This window comes from Neobacillus sp. SuZ13, assembly GCF_030123365.1.
Lineage (GTDB): Bacteria > Bacillota > Bacilli > Bacillales > Cytobacillaceae > Neobacillus.
This window is the reverse complement of sequence record NZ_CP126107.1, coordinates 4783662-4799810: the sequence shown is the minus strand read 5'-3', so window position 1 is coordinate 4799810 and position 16149 is coordinate 4783662. Positions and strand designations below refer to the sequence as shown.

Genomic DNA, 16149 nt, shown 5'->3' with positions numbered 1-16149 from the left:
AATTCCTATTCACGTGAATAGGAATTTTTTTAAGCTTTCTCTTCATCCTGATTTTTTTCCTGTTCAAGATGCGGGTTATTTTCTAATGGGTCTACAGTATGTTTATAGGTGTAGGCTTTAGAAGTGGTGCCCACGGCTAGAATTAGAACTACGATAACAATAAGGATACAAATTACGGCTACTACATACATTTCTGTAGGCTTCCTCCTTTTTTACTATATTGTAACATGATTTGAAGCTTTGTTGAGAAAAGAAAAAGGGAAGCCATCTGTTTTGGCTTCCGTTTCTACACTATTATGTATAATCAATGAATATTTCGAGGATGATAAGTATTCGTGCGATGCTGGCCGTACTCTTCTTGGGCAAATTTACCTTTTAAACTTTCAATTAAATAAATGCCCATTAGATTATATAATTCCTGTTTATCCATGTCTTGAATTAATGCAAGTAAATCCTCATGTGACATTTCTTCTAAGAAGGCAAATGCCAGCATATCAATATCCTCTTCGTCACCGGTTAACTTATTACGGTACATTTCATACAATTCATCGACTAATTTCATTTTGTACACCTCCTTGTTATATTCTTTTCCCTTTTAAGAATAAAATAATTCTAACTTTCGTTTTTGTAAATTGACAGAAAAGTCTGTTTCTTTGGTTGTATGTTTATTATACAGTATTTGTTTCTAAAAAATGAATCGAAATTTGGCAGAGAATAAATTTTTTCTATTTGCAAATTACTAATGAGTAAAAGGGGATGAACATAATGGATGAGCAAAAGAAAACCTATTATATTGATGTAGGGAGCGGAGAAATTTCGCAAAGTGCTACAAGTTCAACATGGAGTTATAAAATCCAGGCAAATGATGAAGAAATTACTCAACTGCGTGAATTATTTAATCAAAATTATTCAACGGAATGGAAGAACTTCTTTCGAGCCCATGTTCCATATGTCGAGTATCATTACGACCGTGAAAACGATGCTTATGATAGTACACTCCAACAAGTGTATGGAATGCTGCATAAACTGGGTGATGAAGAAGCGAAAAACCACATTGAGAGCATGAATATTTTACCAAAGTAAATAAGTTTATTTAGTAGAAAAATCCTTCCTTTAGGATTTTTCTTTTTTTGATTATAATAAAAGCAATAAATGTTGAGGCGGAATATAGGATGATGCATTTTTTGGATGAAAATGGAAATCAAGTTGAACTGTCTTTTAGACCAAATTCTTTTCAAGAGAAAGCAAATCATGTGTTAGTCATCTGCCAACATGGGGATGAGTGGCTTTTGACGAACCATAAAAAAAGAGGACTTGAATTTCCAGGTGGAAAAAGTGAGTTTGGGGAATCACTGGAAGAGGCAGCAAGACGAGAAGTATTTGAAGAGACAGGTGCAATTTTAGCTGAACTAAGATTTTTGGCTGAATACAAAATTTCCGAACCTAACAGGTCATTTGTAAAAATCGTCTTTTGGGGGAAAGTTAAAAGGATAGAGAAAACGTCTGGTTACTACGAAACCAATGGTCCCGTGCTAGTTCAAGGTGATATTTTATCGAAGCGATTTGGAGATACATACAGCTTTATCATGAAAGATCAGGTTGTGGAGCAATGTTTGAAACTCATACATAAATTAAAAAGTGAAAGGGAATAGCAGAGAGGCTGCTATTCCTATTCCTTGATAAGCTTTTTCTCGAATAATTCTACGAGTTGGTACATAATAGTGGCAATTACGGCAATAATCAAGAGTGATAAGAAAACAAGGGTGAAATTAAATACTTGGAAGCCATAAATGATCATGTAGCCCAGCCCTCTCGAGGACACAAGGAATTCCCCAACAATAACACCGACCCATGATAAGCCGACATTTACCTTTAAGGTAGATATAATCGTCGGAAAACTAGCAGGGAGAATCGCTTCTTTGAAGCATTGCAAACGGGTGGCTCCGAATGTTTGGAGTACCTTTAGATAGTTCGGATCTACCTCTTTGAATGAGGTATAAACAACGATTGTGGTAATGATAATCGAGATAATCGCGCCCATGGCAATAATTGATGGATATCCAGGACCAAGAGCCACAATCAATATCGGCCCTAAAGCGACTTTGGGCATAGCATTAAGGATGACCAGGTACGGATCAAGCACTTTTGAAATCATTGGTGACCACCAAAGAATAGCAGCTAATATCGTACCAAGAAGTGTGCCAAGAATAAATCCTAGCACAGTTTCTGTTAAGGTCACCCCAATATGGCTGACTAATGTTCCATCGTTAATCTTTTCCAGAAGCAAGTTCCAAATTTTCGACGGAGAACTAAAAAGAAGCGGGTCAATCCACTGTTTTTGACTAGTAAATTCCCAACTAGCAAAAAAGACGACAAAAATAATCGCTTGATAAAATCTAACCCATCTTTTTTCAACCTTTAACGATTGAATATAGTTTCTATGGAGGAGTTCTACCTTATTCTTTTTCTCGCTCAAGAGACTCCAACTCCTTCCATATGGTTTGAAAGATGTTTGAAAATGCTTCATGATTTCTTGCTTCAAACGGGGAGATCTTTCTTAGTTCATCGGGCATTGTAAATATTTTATAAATCTGGCCTGGACTTTGTGAAAGCAAATAGACACGGTCACTCATAGCAATTGCTTCACCAATATCATGTGTCACGAGAATGGCGGTTTTGCCAAAGTCATCTAATGTTCGTGAAACTAGGTCTTCAAGTTTCAATTTTGTTTGATAATCGAGAGCTGAAAAAGGCTCATCGAGCATTAGCAGTTTTGGTTCAGTGGCGAGGGTCCGGACAAGCGCTACCCGTTGCCTCATCCCACCAGATAACTGCCTAGGCAGTTGTTTTTCCACCCCGCTTAATCCGATTTGCTCTAAAAGGTTAAGGGCAGTCGCTTTTGTTTGGTCATTCAACTGTTTCGATAATTTCAGACCTAACAGGATATTCTCTTCAATCGTTTTCCATGGAAACAAATAATCTTGCTGGAGCATGTAACCGATTTGGTTTTTGGCGGTAGTTACAGGCTTATTCTCCAACAAAACAGTACCTTGTGTTGGTTTAAGCAAACTAGAGATAATGGAAAGCAGAGTCGTCTTACCACAGCCGCTAGGGCCGAGAAGGGAGACAAACTCTCCCTCCTCAATGGTTAATGAAATATCGGAGAGGGCCGTGGCAGCAGAGGCTTTAGTAAAATAGGTGTGATGAATATTTTGAACGGACAAAAAACTCATGGAAACGGCCTCCCTTTCTTTTATTCGTTAATAATCTTTTCTGCTACCTTTGTGTTTACAAGTGTTTGATGATCTACTTCTTTTGGAAGTTCTCCCGCTTCATTCATGATGTTCTGAAGATTATCCCATTCCTCCTGGTCGAGGATTGGATCTGTGGCAAAGGAACCTTGACTTTTATAACGATCCACAACGGTTGTCATAATGGCTAAGTCTGTGTCCGGGAAAAATGATTCGACCGCTTTGGCAATTTCTTCGGCACTATGGGATTCTACCCACTGTTGTGCTTTGTAAATAGCCCTAGTAAACTTTTCGATGGTTTCTTTATTTTCATTCATATAGCTTTCCTTTGACATAAACGTGGTATATGGAACATGGCCAGATTCTTTCCCGAAGGATGCAACAATATGACCTTTGCCTTCTTTTTCAAAAATACTCGCAGTTGGTTCAAATAATTGCACAAATTCGCCCGTTCCTGAGGCAAAAGCATTGGCAATATTAGCAAAATCAATGTTCTGGATTAAGTTCAAATCATTATGTGGATCAATGCCATGCTTCTTTAAAACAAACTCACCAACCATTTGCGGCATGCCCCCTTTACGTTGACCTAAGAAGGTTTTTCCTTTTAACAGATCCCATGAGAAATTATCTATTTTTTCTCTAGAAACGAGGAATGTACCATCTGTCTGAGTTAATTGGGCAAAATTAATGACCGGATCATTTGAGCCTTGTGCGTATACATAAATCGAGGTTTCTGATCCAACAAGAGCGACGTCAGCCCCTCCGGAAATTAATGTAGTCATGGTTTTGTCGCCGCCTGGTGTTGTTGTCAGTGTCACATCTAAGCCTTCTGCCTTGAAAAATCCTTTTGATAGAGCAACATATTGCGGAGCATAGAATATGGACCTAGTAACTTCAGCGATACGAACCTTTTCAAGCTTCTTCGTTTCATTTTTTGAGGTGCTATTACAAGCTGCTAGTGAAATCATAAGTATAGTGATGAGAAGCAAGGAGAAACTGAATTTTAATGATTTTTTCATGAAGCAAGCCTCCTTATATTTAGAAAGAATCTGGGCTAATAACCTAAGATATCGTATGAAGTGGAAAAAAATGTGTGAATGCCTATGTGTTATAATTTTTACAAAAAGAGGAAGATGTGTAGATGAACCAAAGCCTTGAAGGAAAAATTATTGAGATAAGGCGTTTTCCTTCCCCAAATCCAAAAGTTGAATTAAAGGTCATCACCTACCTTTCCAATGGTTTAAGAGTCAAAGGAATGTTGGCGGAGCCTATCGGAAAAGGTGAGTATGATGGATTCCTTTATTTGCGAGGAGGCATCAAGAATGTAGGCAAAGTTCGACCAGCAAGGATTGCCCAGTTTGCCTCTGAGGGGTTCATTGTTTTCGCGCCTTATTATCGTGGCAATCAAGGCGGGGAGGGAAATGAGGATTTTGCCGGGGACGACCGGGAAGATGCATTTGCGGCGTTTTTGCTGTTAAAATCTTTGCCGAGGGTTCTGGACGTACATATTTTTGGGTTCTCGCGCGGTGGAGTGATGGCGCTTTTGACTGGGATCAAGTTCCCTGAGACTGCGTCTTTAGTCACCTGGGGAGGAGTTAGTGATATGTCCCTTACCTATATGGAACGGAAGGATTTACGAAGAATGATGAAACGAGTGATTGGCGGGACTCCACAAAAATATCCAGAACGTTATCATGATAGAACCCCTCTATATACCTTAGAGAAACTAACCGCTCCAGTCCTAATTATCCATGGTGTAAACGACGGTAATGTCTCAGTGGAGCACGCCTATCGCCTGGAAAGAAGGCTGAGAGAGATAGAAAAGCCAGTCGATTGTTGGTATTTTAGTGAGTATACACATTACTTTCCACCAGAAATAAATAGAAAAGTCGTTTCGGATTTATCAAAGTGGATGAAAAGTCAGAGTAAAAGATGATAATATATAGATAAAACAAGCAGAGGAGCGGATTTAAGATATGGGTATGCCTCTTGAGTTAAATACGATGATCGTGACAAAAGGAAGAGAGAAACGAGTAGAGGAAAATGTCTTTACATTGGAAAAAGAAGGGTACAGGCTTTATCCCATCGAAATTCCGATTGATGTAAGAAAAACAATAGATAGTGATTCAAGTGGTACAGCAGTCATTAAAAAAGTCGAGCTGCAGAATAACAGCACGACCATCACCTATCAATTAATTTCATTAAATTCAACGAACTAAGCAGGGGATTTGCAACCTGCTTTTTTTTTATGAAGGCTATGTTAAGCAATTTGTTAATTTTGGCACCTGTTGATTGGAGCGGAAATCAACAGACTAGTATAACACAGCCTTTTAAAAAAATATTATTAATGTGTAATAAACTTTCGATACATACGTCTTATTAGTAGATTTATAGGATTAAGGTTTTGGGAAGGGGGATTGGATTGGAACGCGGCCATCAAATAGAGAAATGGTTTATTCAATATGAGCAGGATGTTACCAATTATCTAGTTTATTATACAGGTTCGGTGGATGTTGAGGATTTGGTTCAAGAGACCTTTTTACGGGCATTTAGAGCCTTAAGTCAATTTAAAAATGATTCAAGCCCGAAAACATGGCTGATATCAATTGCAAGAAATACAGCGATAGACTTTTACCGAAAAAAATCTGTTTGGAACAGACTTAAACAGATTTTAGATTATGAATCCCCTAAGCTTCATGAACAAGATACAGGGGAAAAAATTGTTAGGAAAATGGAATATGCCTATTTGTATGAAGCAATTAATGAGTTAAAGCCTACCTATCGTGATGTGATTTTATTAAGAGGTATTGCAGAACTTTCATCCCAAGAAGCAGGCCAAGTCCTTGGCTGGACGGAGAATAAAGTGAATGTTACTTTTTTTCGGGCAGTAAGAAAACTAAATGAGCGCTTAAAGGAGGGGGAGTATTTTGAGTCAATTAAAGGATAAAGAATTACTGGATATGATGGCCGATTTTCCAAAGCATGAGTTAACTGCAAAGCAGAGAACCGCTTTGCTTAAAGCAATTAGTGAGGCAGGGTCTCAGAAACAAAGCAGGCGATTTAATTTTCAAAGACTAGCGGCATTAGCAGCTGTGTTTATGTTGGCAATAATTGCTCCACTCCTTTATTTCACAAGCCATGGTAAAGATTTAAGCAATTCGGGGTCTGTAAAGACAGAAGTTGTAAAAAAAGGCGAGTTTTTTGCTTTAATTGATAAGAGTGGGACCCCATATTATCCTGATAGCAATTTTGGTATACCAAACAAAGTTAGCCTGCTTGCTCCACTTGAGTGGATAGCGAAGGATCAAAGGAGTGTTTCCAAAATAGCAGTCTATTTATGGGGTGACTATGATAAAGATTTTGCCAATAAACCTTTAAACATAACGGCAACCCATGTAAAAACAGGAGTAAAAGAACATCTTGCAACAACTGTAATATCAGGGGGGATGTATGGGGCAGATGGTCATGCAATGACAAGTTTTAACCCATTTACTTTTTCTGGTGAATATAATCTTGAATTTATGGCCGGCAATAAAAAGGTCGGTGAGTTTTCAATTTATGTAATGGAGCCTTATATCAAGATAGGTGATTCCACTCTAATGATTTCCCAAGAAGTTTTATATGCAGGTTTCTATGAAGATGCTGCTATTGAGGTAGAGGGGGAAAACCTTCCACCTGAAATTGAATTAGAAATATTTGACTTAGAAAATGCTGATGTAACAACCTTTACCTTTAAAAATAAAACAGATTATACCACCACTGATGGAAAAAAGATTTCCATTTATAAGGGAGATTTCGACCTGAAAAAAAGCGGCAAATATCGGTTTACTTTATTAAATAAATCAGAAACGGTAGAAGTAAGAAAGCCCATATCGAAATGATATGGGCTTTTAGAATATAAAGGACACTTTTCGCTTACGCAATTGGTCCGCCTTTTTGTTCTATTTCTTCTGAGACGTTCGTGAATTTTTTGAAGTTTTCTCGGAACTGTGTTGCTAATTCTTCTGCCTTCTTCTCATATGCAAACGGGTCAGACCATGTTTTACTAGGTTGAAGAACCTCATCTGGTACTCCAGCAATATGAAGAGGAATATTTAAGCCGAAAATTTTATCCTTGGTAGTTTCTACATGATTAAGTTCCCCTTCAAGCGCCGCTTGGATCATAGCGCGGGTATAGGAAAGTTTCATCCGATTACCGACTCCATATTCACCGCCGGTCCAGCCTGTATTCACAAGGAATACATTCGCATTGTGCTCAAGAATCTTCTCTCCTAACATTTCTGCGTATCGGGTTGCAGGCAGCGGCAAGAATGGTGCACCAAAGCAGGTAGAGAAGGTAGCTTGTGGTGAAGTTATTCCACGCTCTGTTCCAGCTAGTTTTGAAGTATAACCACTTAAAAAATGATACATTGCTTGTTCTTTAGTTAGTTTTGAAATAGGAGGCAATACACCAAAAGCATCAGCAGTCAAGAAAATGATAGTGTTTGGATGACCAGCAATACTTGGTTGAACAATATTATCAATCGCATCAATCGGATAAGCGGCACGTGTATTTTCTGTTAATGTGCCATCATCATAATCAGGTATTCTGGATTCCTGATTCAAAGTAACATTTTCCAATACCGTTCCAAAGCGAATCGCATCAAAAATTTGTGGCTCTTTTTCACGAGAAAGATTAATACATTTTGCATAGCAGCCTCCCTCGATATTAAAGACACCAGTAGATGACCAGCCGTGCTCATCATCACCAATTAATCGGCGATTTGGATCCGCTGATAAGGTGGTTTTTCCAGTTCCGGATAAGCCAAAGAATAATGCAACATCGCCTTCAAGGCCAACATTTGCAGAACAGTGCATGGAAAAGATATTATTTTCAGGAAGTAGATAGTTCATGACCGAGAAAATAGACTTCTTCATCTCGCCGGCGTATTCCGTTCCTCCGATTAAAACAATTCTTTTCTCAAATGAGATAATAACAAAGGCTTCCGAATTCGTACCATCGATTGCTGGATCGGCCTTGAAATTAGGGGCAGAAATAACGGTAAAACCAGTATCATGTTCAAGCAGCTCTTCTGCAGTCGGGCGAATAAATAACTGGTGTACAAATAAATTTTGCCATGCTAATTCATTTACAACCTGGATAGGTAAACGCGATTTTTTATCGGCACCAGCAAAGCCTTTAAAAACAAAGATCTCATTTTTCTGTTGTAAATAATTAATGACCTTTTGATAAAGCTTTGTGAAAACCGGCTCTGAAATTGGTTGATTGGTTGTGCCCCATTCAATTTTATCTTTAGTTGAATCTTCTAAAACAATGAATTTATCCTGTGGAGACCGGCCAGTATATTTACCAGTAGCTACACTAATTGCTCCCGTAGAAGTTAGCGCTCCTTCATGACGAGTTAAGACTTTTTCTACTAACTGTGGAACAGATAATTGCACATGAACATTACTTTCATTCAACAATTGATTTAATTCATTAGGAGTATCAACAGAATTCATTTAATGAGACCGTCCTTTATTTAAGTTTTATGTTGTTAATAATACAAAAAGTATAACACATTAGTTGAATTAATGTATCTTATTCAACTGAATTTATATATTTTAAAACTTTAATTGAAGATATAAAAAATATTTATAAAAGGATACTTAACTTGCTCCGTTTTTTCCTATTTTATAGAGGAAGACATTTCTAAAAAAATTCATTGACATTGTTATCCAGTATGTTATTATTCTAAGATGAACGGATACTCTCTTATCCTGAGCTGGTGGAGGGACAGGCCCAATGAAACCCAGCAACCTGCAGTATGAAAAGATTAACCACTTTAAAAGGTCCTTTTCAAATGCGAAGGTGCTAATCTGACGCAAGGCTAATGCCTTGAACGATAAGAGCGAAAGGCCCGAAAACAACCTTTCCTCTATGGTAAGGTTTTTTGTTTTGTATAAGTCCTTTTATGAAATGAGTCTCTAATAAAAATCCTTTGTTTATTACATACTAAGGGAATGAGTACCGTATCAAATTCTCGAGGTTTAAGAAGTATACCTGTAACCTTCGAAAAAAACCTCGTGATCTCATAATATAGGAGGAATTCAGATGTCAACAAAACGTCGTTTGTTCACTTCTGAATCAGTTACTGAAGGTCATCCTGATAAAATCTGTGACCAAATTTCTGATTCCATTTTAGATGCTATTTTAGCAAAGGATGCTAATGCTCGTGTTGCGGCTGAAACTTCAGTAACAACTGGATTAGTGTTAGTTGCAGGGGAAATCACGACATCTACATATGTGGATATTCCAAAAATCGTTCGTGAAACGATTAAAGGGATTGGTTATGACCGTGCGAAATACGGTTTTGACTCCGAGACATGTGCTGTTTTAACATCTATCGATGAACAGTCTCCAGACATTGCTATGGGTGTTGACCAGGCTTTGGAAGCACGTGAAGGTCAAATGTCTGATGAACAAATCGAAGCAATTGGTGCAGGGGACCAAGGGTTAATGTTTGGTTTTGCATGTAACGAAACGAAGGAACTAATGCCGCTTCCTATATCACTTGCACACAAGCTTGCTCGGAAATTAACAGAAGTCCGGAAAGATAATGTTCTTGATTACCTTCGCCCAGACGGGAAAACTCAGGTAACAGTGGAATATGATGAGAACGATAAGCCGGTACGAATTGATACCATTGTTATTTCGACTCAACATAATCCAGAAGTGACATTAGAGCAAATTCAACGTAACTTGAAAGAATATGTCATCAACCCTGTCGTACCAAAAGAACTTATCGATGAGAACACAAAGTATTTTATTAATCCAACCGGACGTTTCGTTATTGGCGGACCACAAGGGGATGCAGGCTTAACTGGCCGTAAAATTATTGTTGATACGTATGGCGGATATGCTCGTCATGGCGGCGGTGCTTTCTCAGGTAAGGATCCAACAAAAGTGGACCGTTCCGCTGCATATGCAGCACGTTATGTTGCTAAAAACATCGTTGCTGCAGGTCTTGCTGAAAAGTGTGAAGTTCAGCTCGCTTATGCGATTGGTGTGGCACGACCTGTTTCGATTGCTGTTGATACGTTTGGTACTGGCAAAGTAACCGAAGATACATTAGTCGATCTTGTAAGTGAAAACTTTGACCTTCGCCCTGCTGGGATCATAAACATGTTGGACCTTCGCCGTCCAATTTACAAACAAACTGCAGCATATGGTCACTTTGGCCGTACAGATGTAGACCTTCCTTGGGAGCGTACAGACAAAGTAGAGGCATTGCGAGCGCAAGCAAATATATAAATAGAAAGAGGGGAGTTACATACGACATGTAACTCCCGTTTTTATTTGTACGTCTATATACCTGTACAATGAATCGATAATTGCATAAAATGAAATGTTTATACGGGCCAAAAGAAGTAAAAAATGTGGATAGTAAATTTACCTATTGTTCTCAGTGCATTTTTTCAAAAAAAAGTGGTAGTATTAGAGAGTATGTTTTTTGGATTAAATCCTTTATATAGGGATATTTAGAAGAGGTGAGGTACATAATGTGTGGCTTTATAGGTTGTGTACACGATACAACACAAAACTATAGTGAAGTACAAAAACAACAATTTAAAAATATGAATGATATTATTACTCATCGTGGACCAGATGACGATGGTTTTTATTATGATGATCATATTCAATTTGGATTCCGCCGTTTAAGTATTATTGATATCGAGAGCGGTCATCAACCGTTAACCTATGAAAATGATCGCTATTGGATTATCTTTAACGGTGAAGTTTATAACTATGTTGAGTTGCGTGAAGAACTATTATCTGAAGGTTTAACGTTTGCAACAAGTTCTGATACGGAGGTTATTATTGCCCTTTACAGTCATTTAAAGGAAAAAGCCGTTGAAAAACTGCGTGGAATGTTCTCTTTCGTGATTTGGGATAAACAAGAGCAAAGCCTTTATGGGGCACGCGACCCATTTGGAATAAAACCGTTCTTTTATTTTGAAGATGGTGATAGAACCTTTTTTGCGTCTGAGAAAAAGAGTATCTTGTTAGGCCTTGAAAATGATGTGCTTAATTATGATTCCTTGCAGCATTATTTGACCTATCAATTTGTTCCGGAGCCATACACATTGTCTGATGGTATAAAAAAATTAGAACCAGGTCATTATTTTACTAAAAAAATTGGCTCTCCAATGGAAATCAAAAGATATTGGAAGGCACATTTTAAACCTGTTCAAAAATCAGAGTCTGATTTTATAAAAGAAATTAAAGATGTCCTCTTTGATTCAGTTAAAATGCATATGCGCAGTGATGTTCCGGTTGGTTCGTTCTTATCAGGCGGTATTGATTCTTCGATCATTGCATCGATTGCTAAAGAATTTCATCCTGCTATTAAAACCTTCTCAGTTGGCTTTGAGCATAATGGATTCAGTGAAATAGATGTCGCGAAAGAGACTGCAGAAAAGCTTGGTGTTGAAAATATCAGTTATGTGATTTCACCGCAGGAATACATGAATGAAATTCCAAAAATCATGTGGCATATGGATGACCCGCTTGCCGATCCTGCTTGTGTCCCGCTTTATTTTGTTGCTCGTGAGGCAAGAAAGCACGTAACAGTTGTACTGTCTGGTGAAGGCGCAGATGAATTATTTGGCGGTTACAATATATATCGTGAACCACAATCCTTAGAGGTATTTAATAAAATTCCAAGAGCAGGTAAGGTCCTTTTAAAAGGGATCGCGGGTATGATGCCTGAAGGAATGAGAGGGAAAAGCTTTATCGAACGCGGTGTAACGCCAATGGAAGATCGTTATATCGGTAATGCAAAAATGTTTATGGAAGGAGAGAAACGCGAACTATTAAACGTCTATCGTGAAGGATTAGATTATAAGGATATTACAAGGCCTCTTTATGCGGAATCACGGGGCTATGATCCAGTTGATCGGATGCAATATATTGATATTCACACGTGGATGCGCGGGGATATCTTACTGAAGGCCGATAAAATGACAATGGCTCATTCATTGGAATTGCGCGTTCCATTCCTTGATAAAGCCGTTTTCGAGGTGGCATCCAAAATCCCAACCAGCCTAAAAACAGCTCATGGGACAACGAAGTATATCTTGCGTAAAGCCGCTGAAGGAGTCGTGCCTGCCCATGTGCTAGACCGGAAGAAACTAGGCTTCCCTGTTCCGATCCGACACTGGTTGAAGGATGAAATGAACGAATGGGCCAAAAAAATCATCCGTGAAAGCAACACAGATCATTTGATTAATAAATCCTATGTACTTCAATTGCTTGAAGATCACTGCCAGGGCAAAGCAGATAACAGCAGAAAAATCTGGACTGTACTGATGTTTATGGTATGGCATCAAGTGTATGTAGAAGATGTCTACTCCTTTCAGAAAGAGTATGCACTAGAAAAGGCATTGCAAACATCCAAAAATTAATGAATAAAGCACCCAAGTTTCCTTGGGTGCTTTATTTAATGATAAGAAAGTATAAGTTTTTGAACTTAGATTACTGTCTAGCGCAAGCGGCCCTAGCGGCTAGTGTCCTTCGCTCTCCGCCCTACGATAAGTCAACATCGAATCACTATCGCTCTTCGTGTTTCCTTTATCTCAGTTGGAGCGCTCCACAAGGAAGGCATCGGCAGCATAAGCATCGCACGAAGAAAGAGCGTTAGCTCTTTCGAGGAGGCCATACGCCGCTGACCAGGGCGCTTGCGCTTTATTATTAAGGTTGAATGGACTTATAATATTGTCCCTTCTCCGCATATTCTGTAGAGATTCTTACCATATCTTTAATGTCGTCAGGTGTTAATTCTCTAATAACTTTTGCAGGTCTGCCAAATGCTAAGGTATTAGGGGGGATTTTCTTTCCTTGGGGAACCAGACTGCCGGCCCCAATAAATGCACCTTCACCAATCTCAGCATTATCAAGGATAATCGATCCCATTCCGATGAGTGCTTTTTTTCTTATAATACAACTGTGTAAAATTACCTGGTGTCCAATGGTCACTTCATCCTCTAAAATTAGCGGGTTATTGGGACTTTGGTGTAAGATAGAATTATCTTGGATATTTACTTTTTTACCAATAATGGTTGGGGCTACATCCCCTCTAATGACAGTATTGAACCAGACACTTGATTCTTCACCAATTACAACATCACCAGTAATTGTCACATAGTCGGCAATATAAGCAGTATCCGCTATGTGAGGATACTTATCTTTATAAGGATAGATCATTCTTCTCGCTCCTTTTCCATGATGATATTATTTTATCGGAAGTAGGAGGCGATTAAAAATAATTCGTCTTTTTTGAATTAGTGAAATTTAGGAACATTGGAAATTCATTCACTAATTGGTTATAACTACTATAGGGGGGAAAACTATGTGGAAGTGGGAAGCAGAAGGAGAAGCGAAAGCAGTCATAGTGATGGTCCATGGTGCGATGGAACATCATCGCCGTTATGGCTGGCTAATTGAAATGTGGCGTTCAGCTGGATTCCATGTGATTATGGCAGACCTTCCAGGCCAGGGGATGACAACAAGGGCCAACCGCGGTCATATTCATTCCTTCGATGATTATATCTTTGAAGTAAAGGATTGGATTCAGGCGGCATACCGCTATAATTTACCAGTATTCCTACTTGGTCACAGTATGGGAGGATTAATTTCAATCCGACTCTTACAGGAAGAGAGACTGAATGTTGCTGGAGTGATTCTTTCATCTCCGTGTTTAGGGTTAGTTCACACCCCGTCTAAAATTCTTGATCTTCTTTCGCATGGTCTGAATGTGGTTTTTCCTTCACTTCGGATAAATTCTGGATTATCGGTCCAAATGGCCACAAGAAACGAAGAGGTCCGTGAAGCGGATTCAAATGATACCCTTTATGTAACGAAAGTATCGGTTCGATGGTATCGGGAATTAGTGAGTGCCATGAAAGAGGCTTTTCAAGCACTTGAAAATACACAGGATATCCCCATGCTTGTCATGCAAGCTGGAGATGACAAAATAGTCAATAAAAGTACCGTAAAAGAATGGTTCAATCACGTACCTCTTTCTGAAAAAAGATTTAAGGAATGGCCAAAATGCTACCATGAAATTTTTAATGAACCGGAGCGGGAAGAAGTGTTTGAATACGCAAAGGATTTTGTTTATAGTCAATTAAAAGCAATCGGTTATATTGTTTAGAAAGGTTGTCGGTTTCAATGATGCCAATCACCCTTATGTCGAGGGTATACAGTAAAATACTTCCAGCAGTACACAAAGAATTGGCTTATTGGAAAAGCCGTGCAGAAAAAATCCCGAATGAGGAACTGAGGACTCAAGCCCTTGCAAGTATCAATCATAAAACATTCCATTGCGAGGGTGGGGCGATCCTTGCACTAACCGCAAAAGAGGATTATAAAAAAGCGATAAAATTTATCGTTGCCTATCAAACGATTAGTGATTATTTGGATAATCTTTGTGACCGGTCTACCTCACTGGATCCTGAGGATTTTGCAGCGCTCCATGAATCCATGGCAGATGCGCTTGTCATTAAGGCAGATAAGAAAAATTATTACCGGCTCCGCGAAGACCAGGACGATGGTAATTATTTAAATGATTTATCGGAGACCTGTCGCTCTGTCCTAAGAGATATTAAGAATTATGAAGAAATTAAAAATTATTTGCTTGAACTATGCCAGTACTATTGTGAATTGCAAATTCACAAACATGTCATTCATGAAGAGCGGGTACCACGCCTTGAAAAATGGTTTCAAAAAAACCAACACCACTTGCCGGAAATGGAATGGTATGAATTTTCAGCTTGTTCGGGTTCTACCTTAGGGATTTTTTGCCTTGTGTCCTACGCTCATCGTGATGATTTTCAGTTGGGTGATGCGGATAATATTCGAAATGGATACTTTCCATATATACAGGGCTTACATATTCTTTTAGATTATTTTATTGATCAAGAGGAAGACCTTATAGGGGGAGATTTAAACTTTTGTACCTATTATGATAATGAGGAAATGCTGTTTCAACGGTTGAACCATTTTGTCAGGGAAGCCGATCGACACACGGAATTTCTTCCTCATAAAAATTTCCATCGCTTGATTAACCGCGGACTGTTAGGAATTTATTTATCAGATTCCAAGGTTCGCAAACAGAAGAGCGTTAGGAAATTAGCCAAAGGTATGATTAAAACCGGCGGTTGGATTAGCTATTTCTTCTATTTCAATGGTCTTGCCTACCGTTCAGTGCAAAAATCAGTACCGGCTTTTGTCACAAGATTAATCTCAAAATAAAAACCAGGCCAATTTTTAGGCCTGGTTTTTATATTTTCTCGATTGCAATGATAAATGCTGGATTGTTCTGTTGATTAATAAATTGGTATTGAAGCACATGTGCCGTTTTTTGATCAATCTTTTGGCAATAATCAAGCAGGGAATCACGCTCTTCGGCCCCGCCCTTGTGGCCATGATAAATAACAAGTACGATGATTCCTTCAGGAACAATCATTTCCAATAGTTGTTGCAGGGCAGCAATCGTTGTTTCAGGTCGAGTAACAATTGTTTTATCGCTGCCAGGCAGATATCCTAAGTTGAAAATTGCAGCCGTTACTCTACCTTGACAGTTGTTGGGGATCATTTGGGAAATGTGTTCGTGCCCTGATTGAAATAGTGTAACTTGCTCTGACAGGCCTTTCTTGATCACCCGTTCTTTGCTTGCGGCAATTGCTTCTTCTTGAATATCAAATCCAAATACGTGGCCTGAGGCTCCAACAAGTTCTGCCAAGAAAACTGTATCATAGCCATTTCCGACTGTCGCATCAATTACGACATCGCCTGGATGAACCGCTTTTTTGAGTAGATTTTTCGCAAACAAAAGAATCTTGTCTATTTTCATGA

At 38.7% G+C, this 16149-nt stretch carries 18 protein-coding genes and 1 riboswitch; of the genes, 10 read left to right on the top strand and 8 right to left on the bottom strand.

All coding sequences use genetic code 11. The annotated features are described in order from the left end of the window. Positions 1-29: 29 nt before the first annotated feature. Both ytzI and QNH17_RS23725 read right to left on the bottom strand, forming a co-directional pair. Positions 30-191 carry a YtzI protein gene (ytzI, locus tag QNH17_RS23730; protein ID WP_283875541.1) on the bottom strand — a complete coding sequence of 54 codons (162 nt, stop codon included), beginning with the start codon at positions 189-191 and terminating at the stop codon, positions 30-32. A 113-nt stretch (positions 192-304) separates the two neighbouring features. Beyond that, positions 305-562: a DUF6154 family protein gene (locus QNH17_RS23725; protein ID WP_026563229.1), complete on the bottom strand. Its 258-nt coding sequence runs from the start codon at positions 560-562 to the stop codon at positions 305-307. 203 nt (positions 563-765) lie between these two features. On the opposite strand from QNH17_RS23725, the gene QNH17_RS23720 reads away from it, so the two are divergent. Both QNH17_RS23720 and ytkD read left to right on the top strand, forming a co-directional pair. Then, entirely contained in the window at positions 766-1083 is a 318-nt protein-coding gene (locus QNH17_RS23720) for a hydrolase (protein WP_283875539.1), read from the top strand. Between the two features lie 89 nt (positions 1084-1172). Then, a complete protein-coding gene (ytkD, locus tag QNH17_RS23715; RefSeq protein WP_283875538.1) occupies positions 1173-1652 on the top strand; it encodes an RNA deprotection pyrophosphohydrolase in 480 nt (159 codons plus the stop codon). Positions 1653-1669: 17 nt separating this feature from the next. Here ytkD and QNH17_RS23710 read toward each other — a convergent pair whose 3' ends face one another. Genes QNH17_RS23710 through QNH17_RS23700 form a run of 3 tightly spaced genes read right to left on the bottom strand, consistent with a single transcriptional unit; the run spans position 1670 to position 4270 of the window. Beyond that, a complete protein-coding gene (locus QNH17_RS23710; protein ID WP_283875536.1) occupies positions 1670-2476 on the bottom strand; it encodes an ABC transporter permease in 807 nt (268 codons plus the stop codon). Then, complete coding sequence (locus QNH17_RS23705) at positions 2457-3233, bottom strand: ABC transporter ATP-binding protein (RefSeq protein WP_283875535.1); 777 nt, start codon at positions 3231-3233, stop codon at positions 2457-2459. Before QNH17_RS23705 ends, QNH17_RS23710 begins: the two co-directional genes overlap by 20 nt. 20 nt (positions 3234-3253) lie before the next feature. Continuing rightward, positions 3254-4270: an ABC transporter substrate-binding protein gene (locus QNH17_RS23700; RefSeq protein WP_283875533.1), complete on the bottom strand. Its 1017-nt coding sequence runs from the start codon at positions 4268-4270 to the stop codon at positions 3254-3256. A 122-nt stretch (positions 4271-4392) separates the two neighbouring features. On the opposite strand from QNH17_RS23700, the gene QNH17_RS23695 reads away from it, so the two are divergent. The 4 genes from QNH17_RS23695 (at position 4393) to QNH17_RS23680 (ending at position 7132) form a co-directional block, all read left to right on the top strand. Continuing rightward, the gene (locus tag QNH17_RS23695; RefSeq protein ID WP_283875531.1) at positions 4393-5187 is read left to right on the top strand and encodes an alpha/beta hydrolase family protein; all 795 of its coding nucleotides are present in this window, start codon (positions 4393-4395) and stop codon (positions 5185-5187) included. Between the two features lie 40 nt (positions 5188-5227). Continuing rightward, positions 5228-5470 (top strand): DUF2584 domain-containing protein, encoded by a 243-nt coding sequence (locus QNH17_RS23690; protein ID WP_283875529.1) that lies wholly within the window; start codon positions 5228-5230, stop codon positions 5468-5470. 203 nt (positions 5471-5673) lie between these two features. Further along, positions 5674-6198: an RNA polymerase sigma factor gene (locus QNH17_RS23685; protein ID WP_283875527.1), complete on the top strand. Its 525-nt coding sequence runs from the start codon at positions 5674-5676 to the stop codon at positions 6196-6198. Beyond that, positions 6179-7132, top strand: a complete 954-nt coding sequence (locus QNH17_RS23680) for a hypothetical protein (RefSeq protein ID WP_283875525.1) — start codon at positions 6179-6181, stop codon at positions 7130-7132. The genes QNH17_RS23685 and QNH17_RS23680 overlap by 20 nt, the downstream gene beginning before the upstream one ends. Before the next feature lie 34 nt (positions 7133-7166). Here QNH17_RS23680 and pckA read toward each other — a convergent pair whose 3' ends face one another. Next, positions 7167-8753 carry a phosphoenolpyruvate carboxykinase (ATP) gene (pckA, locus tag QNH17_RS23675; RefSeq protein ID WP_283875524.1) on the bottom strand — a complete coding sequence of 529 codons (1587 nt, stop codon included), beginning with the start codon at positions 8751-8753 and terminating at the stop codon, positions 7167-7169. Between the two features lie 250 nt (positions 8754-9003). Then, a riboswitch (SAM riboswitch) is annotated at positions 9004-9143 on the top strand. Between the two features lie 202 nt (positions 9144-9345). On the opposite strand from pckA, the gene metK reads away from it, so the two are divergent. Both metK and asnB read left to right on the top strand, forming a co-directional pair. Further along, entirely contained in the window at positions 9346-10545 is a 1200-nt protein-coding gene (gene metK / locus QNH17_RS23670) for a methionine adenosyltransferase (protein ID WP_283875523.1), read from the top strand. Positions 10546-10793: 248 nt separating this feature from the next. Then, a complete protein-coding gene (asnB, locus tag QNH17_RS23665; protein ID WP_283875522.1) occupies positions 10794-12698 on the top strand; it encodes an asparagine synthase (glutamine-hydrolyzing) in 1905 nt (634 codons plus the stop codon). A gap of 286 nt (positions 12699-12984) precedes the next feature. Here the strand turns inward: asnB and QNH17_RS23660 are convergent, their stop codons facing one another. After that, positions 12985-13497, bottom strand: a complete 513-nt coding sequence (locus QNH17_RS23660) for a gamma carbonic anhydrase (RefSeq protein ID WP_144555215.1) — start codon at positions 13495-13497, stop codon at positions 12985-12987. 145 nt (positions 13498-13642) lie between these two features. Here QNH17_RS23660 and QNH17_RS23655 point away from each other — a divergent pair, with 145 nt between their 5' ends. Together QNH17_RS23655 and QNH17_RS23650 are read left to right on the top strand one after the other, a co-directional pair. Further along, positions 13643-14446: an alpha/beta hydrolase gene (locus tag QNH17_RS23655; RefSeq protein ID WP_283875521.1), complete on the top strand. Its 804-nt coding sequence runs from the start codon at positions 13643-13645 to the stop codon at positions 14444-14446. A 17-nt stretch (positions 14447-14463) separates the two neighbouring features. Beyond that, the gene (locus tag QNH17_RS23650; protein ID WP_283875520.1) at positions 14464-15546 is read left to right on the top strand and encodes a tetraprenyl-beta-curcumene synthase family protein; all 1083 of its coding nucleotides are present in this window, start codon (positions 14464-14466) and stop codon (positions 15544-15546) included. Between the two features lie 28 nt (positions 15547-15574). Here the strand turns inward: QNH17_RS23650 and mnmM are convergent, their stop codons facing one another. Then, positions 15575-16147 (bottom strand): tRNA 5-(aminomethyl)-2-thiouridylate-methyltransferase MnmM, encoded by a 573-nt coding sequence (gene mnmM / locus QNH17_RS23645; RefSeq protein WP_283875518.1) that lies wholly within the window; start codon positions 16145-16147, stop codon positions 15575-15577. Positions 16148-16149: the final 2 nt, after the last annotated feature.

Coding starts and splice junctions, on each gene's coding strand:
- ytkD (WP_283875538.1), top strand. CDS start 1,173: ATGATGCATTTTTTGGATGAAAATGGAAATCAAGTTGAACTGTCTTTT.
- mnmM (WP_283875518.1), bottom strand. CDS start 16,147: ATGAAAATAGACAAGATTCTTTTGTTTGCGAAAAATCTACTCAAAAAA.
- asnB (WP_283875522.1), top strand. CDS start 10,794: ATGTGTGGCTTTATAGGTTGTGTACACGATACAACACAAAACTATAGT.
- QNH17_RS23655 (WP_283875521.1), top strand. CDS start 13,643: ATGTGGAAGTGGGAAGCAGAAGGAGAAGCGAAAGCAGTCATAGTGATG.
- QNH17_RS23650 (WP_283875520.1), top strand. CDS start 14,464: ATGATGCCAATCACCCTTATGTCGAGGGTATACAGTAAAATACTTCCA.
- QNH17_RS23690 (WP_283875529.1), top strand. CDS start 5,228: ATGGGTATGCCTCTTGAGTTAAATACGATGATCGTGACAAAAGGAAGA.
- QNH17_RS23660 (WP_144555215.1), bottom strand. CDS start 13,497: ATGATCTATCCTTATAAAGATAAGTATCCTCACATAGCGGATACTGCT.
- ytzI (WP_283875541.1), bottom strand. CDS start 191: ATGTATGTAGTAGCCGTAATTTGTATCCTTATTGTTATCGTAGTTCTA.
- metK (WP_283875523.1), top strand. CDS start 9,346: ATGTCAACAAAACGTCGTTTGTTCACTTCTGAATCAGTTACTGAAGGT.
- QNH17_RS23700 (WP_283875533.1), bottom strand. CDS start 4,270: ATGAAAAAATCATTAAAATTCAGTTTCTCCTTGCTTCTCATCACTATA.
- QNH17_RS23720 (WP_283875539.1), top strand. CDS start 766: ATGGATGAGCAAAAGAAAACCTATTATATTGATGTAGGGAGCGGAGAA.
- QNH17_RS23705 (WP_283875535.1), bottom strand. CDS start 3,233: ATGAGTTTTTTGTCCGTTCAAAATATTCATCACACCTATTTTACTAAA.
- QNH17_RS23725 (WP_026563229.1), bottom strand. CDS start 562: ATGAAATTAGTCGATGAATTGTATGAAATGTACCGTAATAAGTTAACC.
- pckA (WP_283875524.1), bottom strand. CDS start 8,753: ATGAATTCTGTTGATACTCCTAATGAATTAAATCAATTGTTGAATGAA.
- QNH17_RS23695 (WP_283875531.1), top strand. CDS start 4,393: ATGAACCAAAGCCTTGAAGGAAAAATTATTGAGATAAGGCGTTTTCCT.